Here is a 19,003-nt window from a genome sequence, read left to right on the forward strand (position 1 = left end):
TTCTCGCGCCCGCTCGAGTACGCGTGTCGTCACTCGCCAGTAATGCTGGCGATCGGATCCTCACCTTGCCATCGCGCGTAGCCGTAGGCGGCGACCAGCAGGATCGCTCCGAGCACGAGGAAGGCGGTCGTTCTGGCGAGGGCGTCGAGATCCTGCGTGTCGAACAGGAACACCTTCGCGGTTACGAGCGCGAGGACGGCGACGCCTTGCAGTCGGAGTCCGCGAACGTCGGCGGTCAGCCCGGCGCCGACGAGGGCGAGACCAAACACCGCCCAGGCGACGGAGATGCCGGCGCCTGACAGCTCGAGTCCAAGCAAGACGACTGCGAGCCCGGTGGCGGCGACGGCGTACGGGCCGGCGACCGGGATCGCTCGATCGATCGCCGGGACGGTCCGCCCCTCGCGTCGGAACCACAAGGCGAGCCCGTAGAAGACGCCGATTGCCAGCGCGAACGCGGCGGCTCGACCCGTCGCGCTCGCTAGCGGTGCCGCGAGGTTGACGGCCGGGAGCTCGCTCGCGTCGACGACCAGGAGTTTGGTCGTGATCCCGACGGCGACGAAGTGACTGCCGGTCTGGATCGCGTCAGCGTTGCGGAGTGTTGCGACGGCCACGCCCCCACAGACGATCGCGACCAGCCCGACCGTCGCCCAGAACGTCCCGAACGCGAGCACCGCGGCGACACCCAACAGGACGACCGCGAACGAACCGGCCGCCTCGTCACGTCGAACCGGCCGACGGGCTGTCGTCGCGTAGACGCCGACCAGGGCGAGTGCGACGGCCCCGACCGCGACACCCTCGACGGGCAGGTCCGCGAGCCAGTCTCGGAGGGCCCCCTCGAGTAACGTGGCGGCGAGGCCGGCGTTGCAGACGGTCAGCGATCCGAGCCAGAGCCGAGACCAGCGGCTGCTGTGTTCGACCGCGTCGCTGCTGATGTCCCGATCACTCGAGCGGCGGACGTACCCGCCGGCGAGGTAGAGACCGAACGCGACGGCGGTGACGGCGGCGAGCAGCGATGGAGTGGGCTCGTCGATGATCCACCACGCGAAGAGGAGGACGTATGTCGGGCCGACGCTGGCGACGACGGCGCGGTGCCACGGTCGGATCGTCGCGATGGCGACGAGGCCGGCCGAAAGGAAGAGGACGTACGCAGGCGTCAGCAGCGAGGTCCCGGCCTCGAGCGAGAGAAACGCCGTCACGTAGCCGAAGGAAAACGCCGCGCTGGCGACGAGGGGCGCCCGATCGTGGACCGACACGAGCGCGGTGGCGGCGACCAGCACCGTCAATCCCGCCAGCGTGGCCCACAGCGGCGTTCCGATGGCCTCCCGGTAACTCTCGAAGCCGTAGGCCGCGTAGATGCTGAAGTACGCGATCGCCAGCCCCGCACCGGCTGCGATGCGGCCCCAGCGGACGTACCCTTGTCGCTCGGCGACGAACCGACCGCTGCCAAGCAGCGCGAGTCCGCCGGCGGTGCCAACGGCGACGCGCCCGAGGTGGCCGAGCAGGCCGGCCTCGATAGCCAGCTGGATGAAGAGTACGACGCCGACGACCAGCGCCAGCCCGCCGACCAGTCCGAGCCACTTGATGCCGAGCGTGCGTTCCCAGTCGCGCTCGAGGACGCTCGAGTGCTCCCCACTCCCCGTCGCATCGTCGGCGACCGTCCCCTCACTCGGGTTGGTGCCATCGGCGTCCGTCTCGGTCTCGGCTGACTGATCGGTTTCGTCGATGTCTCTCTCGAGCGACTCGTTCGATTTGGTGGCTGTCGTCTCGTCACCGCGCTCGATCGTCGCTTCCAGGTCGGCGACGCGACGCCGGAGGGTGTCGACCTCCGTCCGGAGCCGCTGTACCTCCGCCGAGAGGTCGTCGTCGCTCATACTGACCAATCATGTCGAATCGTGAAAAATCTATTGTGCTGACACGTATTGGTCCCCAGCAACGCGTTCGCCGGACAGCGCTGGATGACCGCGGTCGCGAAGAGATCGCTCCCGGCGACGAACGCGAGCGTGCCGATAGTCCGGTCACGGTTGCGGTAACCATATGTGGTCGGTAGTATGCGTGAATGGCAAACTACTGCATCAATGTGGATGATTATACTATTATTCGACCAGCACGTTTATATTCTCAAGGTGACAACTGTGGTTAGATGGTTAATTCTACCCCACCGGACGGTTTCGACCATCTGTACAGCGATGTCGTCCGGGAGACGATGGACGGCTCCGTGTACGGGTCGTGGCGCTCGATTCGGGACGCCGACGCCGTCTCGTTGAGCTTTGGATTCCCTTACCCGGGCTCGTTTCCGAATCAAGAGCTGCTTTCGGCAGCGGAGGAGCTGTTTGAAGCCGAAGCCGACTGTGCGCTCCAGTATAGCGGCGGCGAATACGCGGCCGGCCTCCCCAAAATAATTGCCGACCAAGCGCGGGACCGAGGTATCGACTGTGCGACCTCGGAGATACACCTCACGAACGGCGCAACGAACGCGATCGATACGGTGTGTCAGACGTTTCTCGACTCCGGTGACACGGTGTTCGTCGAGTCCCCCACGTTCATGGGCGCGCTACGTCTGTTCCGCAATTACGATGTCGATATCAGCGGCTTCGATGTAGACGAAGACGGCATCGTCGTCGACGCGGTCGCCGATGAACTCGCAAAACGACAGGCAGCCGGCGAGACGCTTCCAACACTTCTGTACACGATTCCGAACTTCCACAATCCGACGGGTGTCACCAGTTCCGCCGACCGCCGTGAGCGGTTGCTGGAACTCGCGGAGACGTACGATTTCATGATCCTCGAGGACGACCCGTACGGCCAGCTCCGGTATGAGGGTACTGAACCGCCCCCGATCAAGGCGCTCGACGAGACCGGACGAACAATTCACGTCAATACCTTCTCGAAGACCATCGCTCCGGGCGTCCGGACGGGGTGGGCGATAGCGGAGGCGCCGATCATCGAGCAGTTCGACCGGATCAACGCCGGAGGCGAGCCCAGCTTCACCCGAGGCCTCATCACGAGCTACGCCGCGAACGGCCGGCTCGACCAAGCGATCGACGACCTGTGTGCCGGCTACCGTGAGCGGCGAGATCAAATGGTCGAAAGTCTCGAAACGCGGATGCCGCCGGGAACGACCTGGAACGAACCTGCCGGTGGGTTCTTTATGTGGGTCGAGTTGCCGGAGGGAATCGACGCTGCGGAGTTGCTGCCCGACGCCATCGACGCCGGTGTGACGTATCTACCCGGCTCGTTCTTTTATCACGAGGCGGGCGGGGAGCGACACGTCCGATTGTCGTTCAGTCACGCCTCGCCGTCGGCGATCGACGAGGGAATCAAAGCGCTGACTGACGCAGTGCGGACTGAGATCTCGGCCGCTGAGGCCGACGACTGATCTACCAGGACGCGTTTGGTTTCCGCCTGTTTCGCCCCACTCGAGCCATACCCTCATCGTCGGTCATACGGATTGTTGTAGCGTTTTACCGGTGATCACCGACCCGTCCGGGTGATCACCGGTAAAGAACTACAACGGTCCGTATCAAAGCAGTGCCGTCGCAGCCAGAACGATCGCCACGCCGAAAACCGGGAGGTCACGTCGCGACAGCGACAGCGCCGGCAGCGTCGGATTCCACGAGAAACAGCGGGCCTGCATGGCGAGTGTCAGCCGATCGGCCCGGTCGAACGCCCGCGAGAGCGACAGCGTCGCGATCGTCGTCGTCCGCTCGATAGCGTCCCGTTCGGTGCCCAGCCGCGCCGCGATGGCCTCTCGAATCGTCCGGAGGTCCGCCCGGAGAACGGGCAGAAACCGGAAAACGAGTGCGACGCCGATGGCGAGCACCTGGCCGGGCTTGCCGGGTATCGTCCGCTGGATCGCGGCTCGAGACGCTCGAACCGGGGTCGTGCGCACGTAGGCGGCGCTGACGAGCAGGATGAGCAGGACGCGGTAGCTCGCCTGCGCCGAGGTCACGCCGTCCGAGACGTCGATCCAGGGCGTCCCGAACGTCGCCGCGGCCACGAGCGGTGCGACCGCGAGCAAGACGAGCGCGAACCGATAGGCGTACAGCGTCCGTAGCGGCGGGACGCGAGCGACCGCGAGGACGAGAGCCGTCACGACGGTGAGCGCGCCCAGTGCCGGTAGCGTGGTGTGTGCGAGCGCGGTCGCCGCGAAGCCGATCTGGAACGCGAGCTTCGAGCGCGGATCGAGCCGGTGGGCGAGCGTCGTGCCCGGTTCGTAGGTGAGCATGGTCGACGTGACGAGTTAGGTGGGTCCTCGAGAGGCCTGCGTGTGCCTCGAGCGGTCGGGGACGCGAACGGCCACGTCCGCGAGGTGCTCGCGTGCATCCTGTGGGGTGTCGTCGACGACGATTTCGCCATCGCGCATGGCGACGACGCGGTCGGCGAGCCCGAAGACATCCCGGAGGTTGTGGGTCGCCAGGACGACGCCCGTTCCGTCGGCGGCCAGCGACTCGAGGCGCTCGAGGACCGAGCGACGGGCGGGATCGTCCAGTCCAGTAAAGGGTTCGTCGAGGACGAGGTGTGAGGGATCCATCGCGAGCGCGCCGGCGATGGCGATGCGGGCCTGCTCGCCGCCCGAGAGCGTCTCGATGCGCTCGCGTTCGCGGCCGGCCATGTTGACCGCCTCGAGCGCGTCGGCGACGCGGCGGTCGATTACCTCGCGCTCGAGGCCGAGATTTTCGGGGCCGAACGCGACGTCGGCGCCGATGGTCGCGGCGACGAACTGGTCTCGTGGGTGTTGAAACACCATCCCGATGCGCGATCGGGCCGCGAGCAGGTCGTCGTCGACGGGCGTCCCGTCCACGAGAACGGTTCCCGAATCGGGGGTGAGAAGGCCGTTGCAGTGGCGCAACAGGGTCGTCTTCCCGCTGCCGTTGGCCCCCGCCAGCAGGACGAACTCGTCGTCCGCGATCGACAGCGACAGCGACTCGAGGACCGCGACGTCGTCGAACGCCGTCGAGACGGACCGAAACTCGATCACGACTGGAGCGGACGAATCCGACCGCTCTTGACGATGGCGATCGCCGCCGCGATCTTGAGGAGTTCACCGGGGACAAAGGGCGCCGCGAAGGTGAGCGTCGCCTCCCAGAGCTCGAGCTCGAGCAGCCAGGCCGCGTAGCCGGTTCCCATCGCGTAGATGACGAGCGTCGCCCCGAGGAGAACGCTAACGAGCAGGGGTATCGGCGTCTCGGCTGGGTCCCGCAGCTCCGTGCCCCGATGGACGAGCAGCCCGACCAGTCCGGCAGCGATCGGATACGACCAGAGATAGCCCGCCGTCGTGCCGACGAGGACGCCGATACCGCCGGTCATCCCGGAAAACACCGGGAGCCCGATCGCGCCGGCGGCGAGATACAACAGGATCGAGATCGGCCCCCACACTGGCCCTAACAGGAGGCCGGCGAGGAAGACGAAAAGCACCTGCAAGGTGATCGGGGCCGGCGAGAGCGGAATCGGTATCGAAATCGGTGCGACAGCACCAAGTAGCGTTGCGAGCAACGCGGCGCGAGCGATTTGGCCGACGACGGCGTCGTCGACGAGTTCGGCGGACGATCGTTCGGTTTCCATACCCACCTTCGTTCGTAAACCGGGATCAAAACTTCGGTTTCCGAGATGGTCGAGCCGACGCTCGAGGACCGTTCGAAAGGCGTCGTTCCTGTCAACGCTGATCGAACTCGCGGACGAATCCAGGGTGAAATCGGGACGCACTCGAGGGCAGGCCTGGCGCTCTCTCGAGCCGTCCCGTCGGTGCCCCATCGGGGGTAATGGTGGATTGTATCCGTTTTGCAACCGAAACGACCGGCGTGTTTATCCAGTCGTTCGCGCTGGTGAGGGAGAACGTATGTCAGCGCGAGCAGCGACGTGGTGGGAGCGAGTTGTACAGTCAGCGACGAGCGAACGGCGAGTGACGATGCGGCGACGCCCGTCGGCCTGGGGTTCGCCAACGGCGGTGCTCGAGCGGGGCCGCCGATGAATCGTGAACTCGTCGTCGTACTCGCCCTCGTCATGGCGACCAGTGCAGTCGCGCTCCCGATGCTCGGTGGGGGGATCGCCGCGGCGACCACTGACGCTGAGCCGGACGGCCAGTCGTCGATCGACAGTGGGTCCGCCCTCGAGTCGGCCGACACGACGATCGCGGCTTCGGCTGTCGACACAATCCAGGCGGTCGACGGTACACAGGACGATGCGGATGCCGTCGAAGCGGGCGTCGACGACGGCATCGATCTGTTACAGTCCCAGGGTATCGAGGTGAGTCAGGCACAGCGAACCGCCGCCCTCGAGACCGCCGAGGCGGCTGCGGCCCAGCACCAGGAGGCGTCGGCCGAACAAGTGCAGGCGGCGACCGCCGGTGCAGTGGCCGGCACGCTCGTTCAGGAACAGCGCATCGAGGTCGACCAGGTCCAGGTCGCCGTCGGCGGCGCGACCGAGGGCGCACTCGCCCAGCACCAGCAGGCCAACGCGACCCAGTTGCAGGCGGCCGCCTGGGGTGGCACCCACGGGGCCGTAGCCCAGTCCCAGCGCGTCGACCTCGAACAACTACAGGTCGCAGCCTACGGTGCCACGGCGGGCGCCGCGAGCGAGGCCGGCGAGCGCGAGATCGGCCACGTGCCGACGATTCAGGAGGCTACACAGGGTGGGGCCTACGGCGTCCTCGAGCAGTACCAGACGCTCACGGCCGAACAGCGCCAGCAGGTCACGCTCGAGCACGTCCAGTTCGCCGCCACCGGAGCGTCGGCGGGCGCCCTCGAGGGGACGACCGAGGCGGCCCTCGAGACCGAGCAGGACGTTGCCGTCGAGCAGTACCAGCACGCCGATATCAAGCAAGTACAGAAGGCCGCCGCGGGTGCGGCAGCGGGCGCGATCGACCAGCGCCAGACGGTGACGGTCGAGCAGACCCAGGCCGCCGCTCGCGGTGCTGGTTCAGGGCCGCTGAAGACGGTCCAGGCGACTGACCTCGAACAGATTCAGCGCATCTCGATTACGCAGATCCAGGCGGCATCCTTCGGCGCGGCGAAGGGATCGATCGAGCAACACCAGGCGGCGACCGTCGAGCAGATCCAGGCCGCCGCCGACGGGGCCGCCCACGGCGCGCTCGTTCAGGAGCAGACGGTCTCGGTGACCCAGATCCAGCACGCGGCGACCGGCGCCGCGACGGGTGCACTCGAGACGGCGGTCCAGGAACAGATCGTCGACGTCGAACAGATCCAGGCCGCCGCCAGCGGTGCGAGCGAGGGCGCGGTGATCCAGCGACAGGTCGTCGATGTCTCGCAGGTCCAGTCGCTGGCCAGTGGTGGCGGTAGCGGTGCGCTCGTCCAGCATCAGGAAGCCACCGTCGAGCAGATTCAAAGTGCTGCGAAGGGGGCGTCCCAGGAGACCGCGCGGGCGGTCCAGTACCAGCGCATTAGCGTCACGCAGCTCCAGACGCTCACCCAGGAGACGGCCGCCGACGCGACCGCGTACGCGGTGAGCGAGGGGTTTGACGACGAGACACAACTCGTCCAGTTCATCGAGATCGACGTCGTTCAGAAGCTCGAGACGATCGACGAACTCGAGGGGACAGCCTCGATTTCGATCGTCGACCAGGAGTCCGACGGCGAGACCGTGATCGTCGGTTCGGTCGAGCTCTCGGCGGGTGGCTTCGTGGCCATCTACGACGGGGTCGCGGCCGACGTCGACCCCGACGACGTGACCGGCGTCTCGGACTATCTCGAAGCAGGCGAGTACGACGACCTCGAGATCACACTCGAGGACGCACTCGAGGAGAGCCAGCCCGTTGTCGCCGTGGTCCACCACGATACGACCGAGGACCAGACGTTCCAGTACGTCGAGAGCGGCGGCGTCGAGGACGAGCCCTACGTCACCGACGGCGGCGGGCCGGTGCTCGACGGGGCGTTCGTCACGATCGAGGACGAACCCGACGAGCCGACCGCGACGCTGACCGTCACCGATCAGGCGGGCGACGGCGAGTCGCTCGTCGTCGACGACGCCAGCGCGCCAGTCGACTACGGACTCATCGTCAGTGACGAGGATGGTGCCCAACTGGGCGAGAGCATTCCGTTCAACGCGACCGAGACCGTCGAGAACGAGTCGATCGGCCTCGACCCCGCACTCGAGGACGACGCGACGCTCGAGGTGGCAGTCGTCGACGCGGCCGACGAGGATCCGATCGAGAGTGAGACGATCGAGTACACGCTCGAGGACAAGCCGCCCGCCTTCGAGGCCGAGTTCCCGACCTGCCAGCGCGGGGAGATCACGGGCTCGTTCGAGGACGGCGATTCCGTCATCGTCGCCACCGGCTTCTACGAGGCAAGTGGCTTCGGCAACACGCTCGGCGAGTACGGCATCACCGTCGGCGACGATGTCGAGGCGCCGCTCGAGGGGACGATCGTCTTCGAGGTCGGCGAGGAGTTCGCCGTCACCGAGACCGACGAGGGTGGGTTCATCGAGGTGCCGCCGGGCGAGTTCGGCGCGGCGATCACCGGCATCGCCTCGCCCGACGCGATTCCGGGTTCGATCGATCACCCGAATCCCGATGCAAGCGACTGCCTCGAGGACGTTCGACCCGGGCTCCCGACCCTCGAGGTCGTCGACGCGACGCCGGCCGACGACACAGCCTCTGACGACATCGATACAGAGCCGTCTCCGGACGGGGAGACGATCGACGTCACCTTCGGCTACACGAATCCCAACGAGAGCCCGCTCCCGCTTGGCAGCGAGTTCGTCGAGGGCACGACCGAGGACGAACCGATCGCGGAACTCGAGCCCGAAGAGGGCGAGTTCACCGTCGAGTGGATCCCCGAGAGCGACGAGGAGCAACTCGTCTGGGGGGTCGATATGACTCGATACGACTACGACGAGGACGCCGTCGAACCCGCAGCCACGCCACCGGCTGGCGAGATCCTGCCCGACGAGCCAGCCGAGCCCGCGATCTTCGACGCCGCGATCACGAACGTGACCGACCCGGTCACGCAGGGTGAGCCGATCGACGTCGACGCCGAGATCGAGAACGTCGGGGGCGAGTCGGACACGCAAGCCATCGAGCTCGCGATCGCCGACGAGGTCCGCGACTCGACCGAGGTCACCCTCGAGCCCAACGCCACGGACATCGTCTCACTGAGTGCGAGCATTGACGATCTCGAGCCCGGCGACTACCCGCTGACGGTCTCGAGTGCGAACGAGACGGTCGAGACGACGGTGACGATCGAGCCGGTCGACGAGGCTGGCGAGTTCGTTCTCACCGACCTCTCCGGTCCGCCGACCGGCATCGCCGGCGAGGACGTGACCCTCGTCGCGACGATTACGAACGAGGGCGAGGCCGCGGCGAGCCAGACGGTGACGTACACGGTCGACGACGAGGTGGTTGTCGAGGAGACGGTCGAGCTCGAGCCCGGCCTGTGGACGACCGAGACCTTCAGCGCGGAACTGCCGCCCGGCGAATCGAGCCACACGATCGCGACCGACGACGACGAGGCCTCGCTAACGATTACGGCCCAGGACGTGCCGGGAACGGACGACATCTTCGAGGAGGGGCCGACCGAGGACGGGCCCGAAACGGAACCTGAGGAGGAACCAACCGAGGATGCACCGGCCGAGGACGATACCGAGGAGACACCAACCGAGGACGATACCGAGGAGACGCCCGAGAACGAGTCGGGTGACGACGCTCCCGACGCCGCCGACGGTGACGAGGTCGGAACGGACACCGAAAACGGGCCAGCCACGGCGGCCGACAGCTGATCACGCCGTCTCGAGGGCATCGCTCGCGACGGGGGAACCTCGGCGAAACGGGACTTGGTTAGTGCTGGTGGCCGGTTGCTTCGCCGAACGTGACGCCGAAGCGTTCCTCGAACAGCTCCATGACGCGTTCTTCCTGGGCTTCGAGTTCCTCGTCGCCGCCCTCTCCGTGGTGGACGAGGTGGTGAGCGCGGCTGGCGAACGACAGCAAGACGACGTCGCCGACCGTCTCGGCCGTCGATTGGTCGCCCTCGGCGACGAGATCGACGAGTCCTGCGGGGACCGTGATCTCGTCGGCGGTCTCGTCGTCGGCCTCGATCGAAAGCGTCGTCGTGTCTACGGAATCGGACATACCCTGACGGTCGGGCAGCGTCCGTAAAGATGCTGTGGCTTGCATCGAACCGCCGTCCTGTCCATCTGGGACGAAACGACTCGATCGCCCGCCCCAGCCACGCGATTTCGCCACACCGTTCCCGTTCGTCGGTCAGGGCGCGTCGTCGTCGTCGGGGTTCATCGCCGCCCCGAGTTCGCTGTCGTACTCGTCGCGATTGTCGACCTGGCGAAGCCGCTGTGCAACCGTGTTCTCGAGGTCCTGGCGCAACGCCTCGTCGATGTCGGGGTCGGCAGCGAGCGTTTGGAGGTCCGCCCGCGCTGTCCGCAAGACGGCGATGGCCTCCTCGGTCTCGAGGTCGATCGCACGCTCGAGACTTCGTTCGACGTCCTCGAGTGTGGGCTCGGTCATGGCGATCGCTTCGGTCGCAGGGCGGATCACTGCTCGGCCGTCACGTGTCGGCACGGCCGGGTCGTTGCCTTCCATTCCGGGGGCACATCGTGTCACTCGTGCGTCGAATACGGACTGCTTATGGGCGGAGCGGTCCCACCTTCGGCCGTGGAGCTATCGCTCGTCGATCTCGCACCGATCCCGGAGGGTGGTACAGCGACGGCGGCGTTCGAGCAGACGGTCGAACGGGCCCAGCAGGCCGAAGAACTCGGCTACTCGCGGTTTTGGGTCGCCGAGCATCACGACTTTACCGACTCGATCGCGAGCACGTCGCCCGAAGCACTGATCCCCCACGTCGCCGCGAAAACCGACGCCATTCGCGTCGGCTCGGGCACCGTGTTGCTCAACCACTACAGTCCGTACAAGGTTGCGGAAACGTTCAGCGTTCTCGATGCCCTTGCCCCCGGCCGTATCGATCTCGGGGTCGGCCGGGCGACCGGCAATCCGGTCAGCGATCTGGCCCTCCAACGGGATCGAAGCCAGCGCCGTCGCGGCGGTGATCACGCCGACAAGATTCACGAGGTCGCCGCACACATTCACGACGGCTTTCCCGACGACCACCAGTTCGCCGATCTGCAACTGCCCCGGTCAGCCGAGACCGTCCCCGAGATCTGGGTGCTTGGCTCGAGTCCCTCGAGTGCGAAGATCGCCGGCGAGCTGGGGCTACCCTACTGTTTTGCCGCGTTCATCAGGCCCGGCCCCGCCGTGGATGCCTTCGAGACCTATCGCGAGCAGTTCGAACCATCGTCGTTCGGCGCCGGGCCGGACGAGCCTAACGGAATGCTCGCCGTCAACGTCACCTGCGCCGAGACCGACGAGAAAGCCGCGCGGCTGCGCGCGACCACGGAGGCGTCCTCCCGGCTCCTCCGAAGCGGCCGGGTCGAGGACCTGCCGATCCACTCGGTCGAGGAGGCAATCGACGTACTCGGCGCCGTTCCAGACCCGACCCCCGACACGATCGAGCCGGGCGAGTGGCCGCGAGCCATCTCGGGCAGTCCGTCGACGGTGCGGAATCTGCTCGAGCAGCTCACGGCCCAGGTCGGCGTCGACGAGGTCGTGATCCAGAACCAGCTCGCGGAGCACGAAAACACGCTTCGGTCCCACGAGCTGCTGGCCGACGCCGCGGATCTCTCGGCCCGGTGAATCGACGCTCGAGCGCAGCGACCATTATCCTGGCCCGCTACCGTCACGTATGCCCAACCCTGCCGTCGTCGCCCATCGGTGCTACGCAGGCGTCGCCCCGGAGAATACCGTCGGTGCTGCCGTCGCGGCGGCCAATCACGAGGGGACGACGATGCTCGAGATCGACGTCCAGCCGGCGGCCTGCGGGACGCCGGTCGTCATCCACGACGAGCGACTCGAGGGGGCCCGACGTGGTCGCCCGCTGACCGACGCCACGGGCCTCGTCTGGGAGACGCCGCTCGAGGACGTCCAGTCCGCCCACGTTCTCGGTACCGCGGAGACGGTCCCGACGCTCGAGGCGCTGCTCGAGGCGGTACCGGCGACGGTCGGGATCAACGTCGAGTTGAAGAATCCGGGGACGACCGAGCTGCGGGTCGGTGACGCCCTCGACGTTGACGAACGCGGGCGTCGCCAGGCCGTCTGGCAGCCGTTCGTCGAGCGAGTCGTCGCCGACTGTGGGGCCTTCGACGGCGAACTGCTGTTTTCGTCCTTTTGTGAGGGGGCACTCGCGGCGCTTCGCGAAACTGCGCCCGCCTACGCCGCCGCCCCGCTGGTGTGGGACGACCTCGCGGCCGGACTCGAGATCGCCGAGCGCTACGATTGCGAGGCGATCCATCCGCCGAAGAATGCGATCGCCGGCACCGATCTTGCGAGGACCGAGTACGCCGGCCGCTCCGCGACGGAGCCGACGGTCGATGTCCTCGAGCGCGCCCACGACGCCGGCCGAGCGGTCACCGTCTGGACGGTCGAGAGCTGGCTCGAGGCTGCCCAACTCGCCGCGGCGGGCGTCGACGGTATCATCGCGGAGTATCCGGGCCTCGAGGGCTGCGTAGAGTAGGTCGACCTCGGTCACTTCTCGAGGCTGTGGACCGGCCGTTCGGGAGTCGGCTGGGTGAGTTCGAAGCCGACGGCGAGGACGACGACTTGCCAGCCGAGTCCACCGAGGACGAGTATCGCGTTGGCGGCTGTCGGACCGAGGGCTGCTTCGAACCCGACGCCGATGCGAACGACCGAGTCGACGAGGACGACGGCGACCGTCGGCCAGAACGCGAGCGCGGCCCCGCGAACGAACTGGGAGAGACGAAGGTCGAGTCGCTCGAGGCCGTCGTAGAGGGCAAGCCAGCCGGCGACGGCCACACACGCGAGAAGAAAGAGGTTGCCCAGCGCGGGCGGCACGGTGACGAGCAGTGAGGCCACGAGCGCCATCGGTAACCCGATGAGTGGCAGACAGACAAGCGCCAGGATCGCGAACGGACCGCCGCCAGCGGGGTTTGCACGCAGTCGCCGATACCCCCCTCGCTCGAGCCAGATCGTACAGCCGGCAGCGATCGCCAGCACGAGTATCCAGAGCCACAGTTCGGGCACGCCGATATCGACCGGTGATCGACCGATCACCGTCTCGCTCGTTCGGACGACGTTGATCGCCGTCCAGACCAGGACGAGAAACATCCCGACCGCTGCGCCGACTGCTGTCAGTATCGAACCGGCAACGTCGCGGAGCCGCCGAATCGTTCTCGTCACGTGATGGTCACTGCATCCATTCGATCCTCGATGCTGGAAATAAATAAGTGGTGACGATTGTGGTGGCTATTACCATCGGGAACTGCACGTATTACTCCCGGGGCGGCTGACGTTGGGAGAGGTCGTCGGTCGCGGGGCCCTCGAGGACCGTGCCGTCGGGGTCGTACCGCGAGCCGTGACAGGGACAGTCCCAACTGGCCTCGGCGTCGTTCCACTCGAGGAGACAGCCCATGTGCGTACAGACGGCGGAGACGGCGTGGATGTCGTCGTCGGCGTCTCGCGCGCACGCGATCGGCCGGCCGTTCCGGCGAACGATCGTTCCCTCGCCGGGCTCGAGGGGGATTCGGTCCGACTCGAGGAGCGCCCGGGCCCAGTCGGTGGCGAACTGACTCATCGCGTCGGCGTTCTCGGTTAGGGTCGTCCCGAGCGATGTCGTGGGCGTAAATCGCAGTGGATCGAACAGATCGGCTGTGGCCGGCGACTCACCCGTGAGGAGGTCCGCGAGCAGCGTGCCGGCGGCGACGCCGTTGGTCATTCCCCAGCCCCGAAAGCCCGTCGCGACGGAGACGTGCTCGGTCGCCGGGCCGATCGGGCCGACCAGCGGCACCTTATCGGCCGCGACGTAGTCCTGGGTCGACCAGCGGTAGGCGACCGACTCGACGGGAAACCGCTCGCGCGCCCAGCGGTAGAGTCGGCGGTAGCGTTCGGCGGTCGACCCGCCCTGGCCCGTCTTGTGATTTTCGCCGCCGACCAGCAGGAACTCGCCGCCGGCGTCGCGGTGAGTCCGAACCGACCGGTAGTTCTCGCTCGAGCGGTAGTACATCGCCTCGGGCGCTCGCCCGTCGAGACGCAGCGCGAGGACGTAGGACCGTTTCGGGTGCATCCGCGCGAAGTAGCCAGCGCGATCGAGGATCGGAAAGCCGGTTGCGACGACGACTCGTCGGGCGGTTACCGTGGGGCCGTCGGTCCGAACGCGACAGGGCGAGCCGGGATCGATATTCGTTACGCGCGTGCGCTCGGCGACGAGCGCGTCGTCGTCGGCCCGCAGTTCGTCGGTGACCGCGAGCAGGTATTTCCGGGGGTGAAACCAGGCCTGATCCTCGAACTTGACCGCGGCCTGTGCGCGTTCGAACGGGGGGACCGACGTGACGTAACTCGCCTCGAGGCCGGCGGCACGTGCCGCCTCGACCTCGCGGCGGATTTCGTCGGGTTCGTTGCTGTAGAGGTAGGACGGCACGCGTTCGAACCCACACTCGATACCGAGGTCGTCGATGCGCCGTTCGACCGTCTCGATCGCGTCCTCCTGGAGTCGCGCGTACTGACTCGCCTGTCGGGGCCCGAACGCGTTTCGCAGGTGGTCGTATATAACGCCGTGTTGGCTGGTCAACTTCGCGGTCGTCTTCCCCGTGACGCCGCTTGCGACGCGGTCGCGTTCGAGGACCGCGACCGACTGGCCTCGCTCGCGCAGTTCGAGTGCGGTCGACAGCCCGGCGATTCCGGCGCCGACGACGGCGACGTCGACCGACGCCGGGTCCTCGAGCGTCGAGACTTGCCGGTCGTCGTCTTCGATCGTACTCGCGAGCCAGAGCGAGGTCGCTTCGCCGGGGAGGTCGTCGTCGCGAGGGAACTCGGCCATTGGATCGACTCCAACTGACGGCAAGCGTCGTCAAATAACGCGTGGGTGGCTACGCGGTGTCGACGGCCCAGCGATCGGAGTAGGCCGTTCCACAATCACACCGGGCGTAGGCGTGGACGACGTCGCCCTCGGCGTAGATGCCGCCGACGTCCTCGTTTTGCTCCTCGGCGAAGGCGAAGACGAACTCGACCGCGTGGTCGTCGCCGTCGCTGGCCTCCGGACAGTCGCCACTCGCGAGATCGTCGGCGATGTCCCCCTCGAGCCCCATCGCCGATTGGGCGAATGCCATCGCGTCGACGCCGGTCACCGACTGGAACGCGCTTCGGCCCTGCTCGCCGTCGACGACGAGCAAGATGCCGTCACCGATCCGTTCGCCGACCTGTTCGAGGCGGTCGCTCGAGACGGACGAGTCGGGAAGAAACATCGCGACGTCGTCGGGTCGCTCACCGGCCAAAAACTCCTCACGGCGCTCACTCATGGCGACCGATAGCGCCTCGACGGGGAAAAAGGGCGTCGTTTGTCCCGCCGAGTCGCCTGGCGGTGGAATCGGCTGTATCGGGTCCAGTGATAGTCTATCATCCTTTTGGCCACTCATCAAGGAAAGAGAACGAATGCAAGAAATCTACAGTGAAAACGCAGTCTTCAAACATCACTGATCGGTAATGGACACGAATATGCTATTTGTGTATATTTTATAATAGTATGTACAGATACTGTCGTTGATTTATCTACCGATGGAGCGGTAGGTTCCCTGTCGTTTAATACGTGGCAGTTCGAGCACTCAACTAGTCGTGATTGGGATCGGAAACGCTGTGGCTGGCTGTCGCTGGCACCGAGCCTCCGTCACCGCCCGGTGACGAAACCAGACAGCGACGAGCCGTCGGCACCACGTCGGCGGCGGGACGGGACCCACTCACGAAACCCCCAATAGTGATCGGCAATGCGTGAGGATACGATCAATACTCGGTCTATCCTCGAGAAACTCTCGAGGACGGCCATCACGGACGACCCACCGGAATCGGACGACGGCGACGTGGCTCGAGACGATCGGTCGAGCACCGGCGTCGAACACGAACTCGAGGCACTCCTCGCCGACGTTACGGAGGCGCTTTCGGTCGAGGACGTCGCCTTCGAGGAGACGCTCGTCAAGGAGAACCTCGACGAGATTCTCCTGGTACTCATCGCGTTACACGAGGAGACACACGGCGACGAACTGCTGACCGATATCGAACAGTTGTTCGACACCCAGCTGAGTCCGGGAACCGTCTATCCGCTGTTACACGACCTCGAGGAGTCGGACACCCTCTCGATGCAGGCGAAAGTCCGCACGAAAGAGTACTCGATCGCCGACCGCGACGCCGTCAGAGCGGACCTCGAGGATGCGATGGTCCAACACCTCGCGTTCGGGATGTTACTGTACGCGTTCCTCCACCGATACTGATCACTCGATCCGGCCGGTGTCACACAGACGCTTGGCTCGCCGTCCCCGGTTCCGTCCCCGTTTTCGCCACTCCTCGTGGTCCTACTGATCGTCCTCGAGCGAACTGGCGATATCCTGCAAGCTGCTGGCTGGTGGCTCGTAGGCGTCGTAGTAGGCCGTCGCCCCAGGCTCGCGTAGGCCATAGAGAAAGTCGGGTTCGACGACGTCGAACAGCGCCGAGCCGCCGGCGCGAACGTCGTGGTCGTCGACCCACGCGGCCAACCGATCGCGTCCGGTGCTCGGATCACGAGCGGCGTCGGGCGTCTCGTAAATCCCACGAACGACGCGTTCGTCGCCGGTCAGTGCGCGCTCGACGGCGGCAAACTGTTCCGTCTCATCGAGGACGATTCGGACGACATCGTCGGTCGGGACGATGTCGGCCGCCTCGGCCGGCAACTCGAGGGTGACGCCGGTTGCCGTCTCGGTACACGTGGCTCTGAACGTCTGGACTGAGGGATGATCGCTCGCAATTCGGTCTGCCATGAGCGTGAAAACGAGGTTATTCGTCGGCGTCGTCGTCTTCGCCGAGCAGTTCGTCGACGGCGGTGGCGCCGCGGTCGACGATAGCGGCGTTGATCTGTGCGACGGCGTCGGAGACTTCGCTGCCCCGAACCGTGATGCGGCGGCGCTCGCCGTCACGAGATGGGTGGTAACCGACCTGGCGACCCTCCATGAGGACTTCGTTCAGGTTCGCGCCGGCGACGTCAGGGTTGAGCGGTCGACCCGCGTCGTCGGAGCCGCCGGTGATCTCGAGCGTGTAGCCGTCGAGGCCGACGGCCGAGCCGTCGACTTCTTCGCCGATCGACTTGCCGATGAACCGATTTGCGTCCTGTTCGGCCGCCTCGAGCTGATAGGACGATCCGGAATCCGGATCGCCGACGACGACAGTGAAACTTGCCATGCCCGAGCCAAGACGACCGTCGCTCAAAAGAACATCGTTTCAATCCGACCGCTCGAGGGGACATACTGCGTCGGACCCGCCCTCGAGCGGGAGTGATACCAACAAGTGTATCGCCAGTATCCGTGACTACACGTCCCGCTCTTCCGAAATCTGGGGGACGCCTTTGGCGGTGATCGTCTCGCCGACGAGATACGAGGCGGCCGGACTGGCGAGGAACTGGGTCACGTCGGCGATCTCCTCGACGGTGCCGATCCGGCGGGCGACTTCGCTGCGGTCGATATTGTCGGCAGTGACGCCCATTTGACTCTCGACGCCGGGCGTGGCGACGAAGCCGGGGGCGATGCAGTTGACGCGGACGTCGTCATCGGCCCACTCGTAGGACAGCGTCGTCGTGAGGTTGATGACGGCCGCTTTGCCGGCACCGTAGGGACTCATCAGCGGCGACCCGCGCTGGCCGGCGACGCTGGCGAAGTTGATGACCGTGCCGCCGCCGTCCTTGAGGGAGTCTGCGGCGGCGTGGGTACAGTGGTAGGTTCCGTTGACGTTGATGTCGATGATCGTCTCCCAGCCGTTGGGCGAAATGTCGTCGAAGTCGGCCATGAAGGAGGCGCCGGCGTTGTTGACGAGCACGTCGATGGTACCGAACTCCTCGACGGTCGCCTCGACGAGCGCGTCGACGGCGTCGCGGTCCGTCACGTCACACTCGATCGCCAGGGCCTCGCCGGGACTGTCGGCGTCGTTGATCTCCTCGGCGACGGGGTCGACGTTGTCCTGTTCGCGTGAACAGACGACGACGTCGACGCCGTCCGCGGCGAACTGTGTGGCGATCTCGCGACCGATCCCGCTCGAGGAGCCGGTGACGATGGCGACCTCACCGTCGACGCTAAACTGGTCCGTACTCACGCCTGCTCACCCGCAAACTGCATCTGTGCTGTTACCATTGTTGTCCAACACCGTCGGGTTTGGAGTAGCTGTTAATAAAGGTGTGTGAGAACACCGCAGTGTTAAGTGGGTGCCCCGAGAGGGATAGACAACCAATGAGCAGCGAGACGAATCCACAGTGTGGCAGCGCTGACGGCTGGGAGGCCGTCTTCTGGGACATCGGCGGCGTCATCCTCGAACTCGAGTCGGTCCAATCGGCCCACGCGGCGTTCGTCGCTGACCTTGTCGACGAACACGACCTCGAGATGAGTACCGAAACGGCCGTCGACACCTGGCGCAGCGCGGTCGGCGATCAGTTTCGATCGCGGGAGGGAACGGAATTCCAGTCGGCAACAGCGGCCTACGCACACGGGGTAGACGAACTGGTCGGGGAGTCGGTTCCGATCGAGGAGTGGAAACCACCCTTCGACGAGCACGTCCAGTCGTCGATCCGACCGATTCCGGGCGCCGTCGAGGCTATCGAGGAGTTGGCTGCCCGCGAGATCCACGTCGGGGTGATAAGCGATGTCGACGACGACGCCGGCAAGGGGATGCTCGAGCGCTTCGGCGTGCGCCAGCAGTTCGACTCGATCACGACCTCCGAGGCGGTCGGCCGAACGAAGCCCGATCCCGCGATGTTCGAGACCGCCCTCGAGACGGCCGATGTCGCCCCCGAGCGATCGCTGATGATCGGCGATCGGTACGACCACGACGTCAGAGGTGCCGACGAGATGGGGATGCACGGCGTCGCCTTCGGCGCCGAGGACGGTCCCGCCGTGGCCTACCGGATCGACTCGCCCGAGGAAATCCTCGAGATCGTCGCCGAGGAGACACCACCCGCGTAACGACCGT

At 66.2% G+C, this 19,003-nt stretch carries 19 protein-coding genes and 1 pseudogene; 7 read left to right on the forward strand and 13 right to left on the reverse strand.

Features of this window, described 5'->3' with window-relative positions:
• Nucleotides 1-29: 29 nt before the first annotated feature.
• Together D8Y22_RS08755 and D8Y22_RS08760 are read right to left on the reverse strand one after the other, a co-directional pair.
• Nucleotides 30-1,871, reverse strand: coding sequence for a DUF2339 domain-containing protein (locus tag D8Y22_RS08755; RefSeq protein ID WP_141464325.1), 1,842 nt, complete (start codon nt 1,869-1,871; stop codon nt 30-32).
• A pseudogene (locus D8Y22_RS08760) lies at nt 1,868-2,032 on the reverse strand (YgaP family membrane protein); the annotation flags it as partial. The gene D8Y22_RS08755 and the pseudogene D8Y22_RS08760, both read right to left, overlap by 4 nt.
• 108 nt (nt 2,033-2,140) lie before the next feature.
• Between D8Y22_RS08760 and D8Y22_RS08765 the strand changes: the two are divergent.
• Complete coding sequence (locus tag D8Y22_RS08765; protein WP_141464326.1) at nt 2,141-3,376, forward strand: aminotransferase-like domain-containing protein; 1,236 nt, start codon at nt 2,141-2,143, stop codon at nt 3,374-3,376.
• Nucleotides 3,377-3,520: 144 nt separating this feature from the next.
• Here the strand turns inward: D8Y22_RS08765 and D8Y22_RS08770 are convergent, their stop codons facing one another.
• The 3 genes from D8Y22_RS08770 to D8Y22_RS08780 are packed head-to-tail and all read right to left on the reverse strand — an operon-like array spanning nt 3,521 to nt 5,562.
• Nucleotides 3,521-4,225: an energy-coupling factor transporter transmembrane component T family protein gene (locus D8Y22_RS08770; RefSeq protein WP_141464327.1), complete on the reverse strand. Its 705-nt coding sequence runs from the start codon at nt 4,223-4,225 to the stop codon at nt 3,521-3,523.
• Between the two features lie 15 nt (nt 4,226-4,240).
• A complete protein-coding gene (locus tag D8Y22_RS08775) occupies nt 4,241-4,978 on the reverse strand; it encodes an energy-coupling factor ABC transporter ATP-binding protein (protein ID WP_141464328.1) in 738 nt (245 codons plus the stop codon).
• Nucleotides 4,975-5,562, reverse strand: a complete 588-nt coding sequence (locus D8Y22_RS08780; RefSeq protein ID WP_141464329.1) for a biotin transporter BioY — start codon at nt 5,560-5,562, stop codon at nt 4,975-4,977. Before D8Y22_RS08780 ends, D8Y22_RS08775 begins: the two co-directional genes overlap by 4 nt.
• 45 nt (nt 5,563-5,607) lie before the next feature.
• On the opposite strand from D8Y22_RS08780, the gene D8Y22_RS22325 reads away from it, so the two are divergent.
• Together D8Y22_RS22325 and D8Y22_RS08785 are read left to right on the forward strand one after the other, a co-directional pair.
• A complete protein-coding gene (locus D8Y22_RS22325; RefSeq protein WP_174811809.1) occupies nt 5,608-5,760 on the forward strand; it encodes a basic helix-loop-helix domain-containing protein in 153 nt (50 codons plus the stop codon).
• Nucleotides 5,761-5,964: 204 nt separating this feature from the next.
• Nucleotides 5,965-9,732: a DUF7282 domain-containing protein gene (locus D8Y22_RS08785; protein WP_141464503.1), complete on the forward strand. Its 3,768-nt coding sequence runs from the start codon at nt 5,965-5,967 to the stop codon at nt 9,730-9,732.
• Between the two features lie 58 nt (nt 9,733-9,790).
• On the opposite strand, the gene D8Y22_RS08790 is transcribed toward D8Y22_RS08785, so the two are convergent.
• Entirely contained in the window at nt 9,791-10,081 is a 291-nt protein-coding gene (locus D8Y22_RS08790; protein ID WP_141464330.1) for a DUF7545 family protein, read from the reverse strand.
• A 132-nt stretch (nt 10,082-10,213) separates the two neighbouring features.
• Nucleotides 10,214-10,546 (reverse strand): hypothetical protein, encoded by a 333-nt coding sequence (locus tag D8Y22_RS08795; RefSeq protein WP_394348200.1) that lies wholly within the window; start codon nt 10,544-10,546, stop codon nt 10,214-10,216.
• A gap of 72 nt (nt 10,547-10,618) precedes the next feature.
• Here D8Y22_RS08795 and D8Y22_RS08800 point away from each other — a divergent pair, with 72 nt between their 5' ends.
• Together D8Y22_RS08800 and D8Y22_RS08805 are read left to right on the forward strand one after the other, a co-directional pair.
• The gene (locus D8Y22_RS08800; protein WP_141464332.1) at nt 10,619-11,653 is read left to right on the forward strand and encodes an LLM class flavin-dependent oxidoreductase; all 1,035 of its coding nucleotides are present in this window, start codon (nt 10,619-10,621) and stop codon (nt 11,651-11,653) included.
• Between the two features lie 49 nt (nt 11,654-11,702).
• Nucleotides 11,703-12,530: a glycerophosphodiester phosphodiesterase gene (locus D8Y22_RS08805; RefSeq protein WP_141464333.1), complete on the forward strand. Its 828-nt coding sequence runs from the start codon at nt 11,703-11,705 to the stop codon at nt 12,528-12,530.
• Between the two features lie 11 nt (nt 12,531-12,541).
• Here D8Y22_RS08805 and D8Y22_RS08810 read toward each other — a convergent pair whose 3' ends face one another.
• From D8Y22_RS08810 to D8Y22_RS08820, 3 genes are all read right to left on the reverse strand, one after another.
• Nucleotides 12,542-13,213 (reverse strand): hypothetical protein, encoded by a 672-nt coding sequence (locus D8Y22_RS08810; RefSeq protein ID WP_141464334.1) that lies wholly within the window; start codon nt 13,211-13,213, stop codon nt 12,542-12,544.
• A gap of 91 nt (nt 13,214-13,304) precedes the next feature.
• On the reverse strand, nt 13,305-14,849 hold the full coding sequence (locus D8Y22_RS08815) for an FAD-dependent oxidoreductase (protein WP_141464335.1): 1,545 nt from the start codon (nt 14,847-14,849) through the stop codon (nt 13,305-13,307).
• 49 nt (nt 14,850-14,898) lie between these two features.
• Nucleotides 14,899-15,327: a DUF5807 family protein gene (locus tag D8Y22_RS08820; protein ID WP_141464336.1), complete on the reverse strand. Its 429-nt coding sequence runs from the start codon at nt 15,325-15,327 to the stop codon at nt 14,899-14,901.
• 462 nt (nt 15,328-15,789) lie between these two features.
• On the opposite strand from D8Y22_RS08820, the gene D8Y22_RS08825 reads away from it, so the two are divergent.
• Nucleotides 15,790-16,290 (forward strand): PadR family transcriptional regulator, encoded by a 501-nt coding sequence (locus tag D8Y22_RS08825; RefSeq protein WP_141464337.1) that lies wholly within the window; start codon nt 15,790-15,792, stop codon nt 16,288-16,290.
• An 81-nt stretch (nt 16,291-16,371) separates the two neighbouring features.
• Here D8Y22_RS08825 and D8Y22_RS08830 read toward each other — a convergent pair whose 3' ends face one another.
• From D8Y22_RS08830 to D8Y22_RS08840, 3 genes are all read right to left on the reverse strand, one after another.
• The gene (locus D8Y22_RS08830) at nt 16,372-16,812 is read right to left on the reverse strand and encodes a DUF7112 family protein (protein WP_141464338.1); all 441 of its coding nucleotides are present in this window, start codon (nt 16,810-16,812) and stop codon (nt 16,372-16,374) included.
• Nucleotides 16,813-16,828: 16 nt separating this feature from the next.
• Nucleotides 16,829-17,230, reverse strand: a complete 402-nt coding sequence (locus D8Y22_RS08835; RefSeq protein WP_141464339.1) for a 30S ribosomal protein S6e — start codon at nt 17,228-17,230, stop codon at nt 16,829-16,831.
• 126 nt (nt 17,231-17,356) lie between these two features.
• Nucleotides 17,357-18,133 (reverse strand): SDR family NAD(P)-dependent oxidoreductase, encoded by a 777-nt coding sequence (locus D8Y22_RS08840; RefSeq protein WP_141464340.1) that lies wholly within the window; start codon nt 18,131-18,133, stop codon nt 17,357-17,359.
• Nucleotides 18,134-18,267: 134 nt separating this feature from the next.
• Here D8Y22_RS08840 and D8Y22_RS08845 point away from each other — a divergent pair, with 134 nt between their 5' ends.
• Nucleotides 18,268-18,996 carry an HAD family hydrolase gene (locus D8Y22_RS08845; protein ID WP_141464341.1) on the forward strand — a complete coding sequence of 243 codons (729 nt, stop codon included), beginning with the start codon at nt 18,268-18,270 and terminating at the stop codon, nt 18,994-18,996.
• Nucleotides 18,997-19,003 lie beyond the last annotated feature (7 nt).

The organism is Salinadaptatus halalkaliphilus (assembly GCF_006543045.1).
GTDB lineage: Archaea > Halobacteriota > Halobacteria > Halobacteriales > Natrialbaceae > Salinadaptatus > Salinadaptatus halalkaliphilus.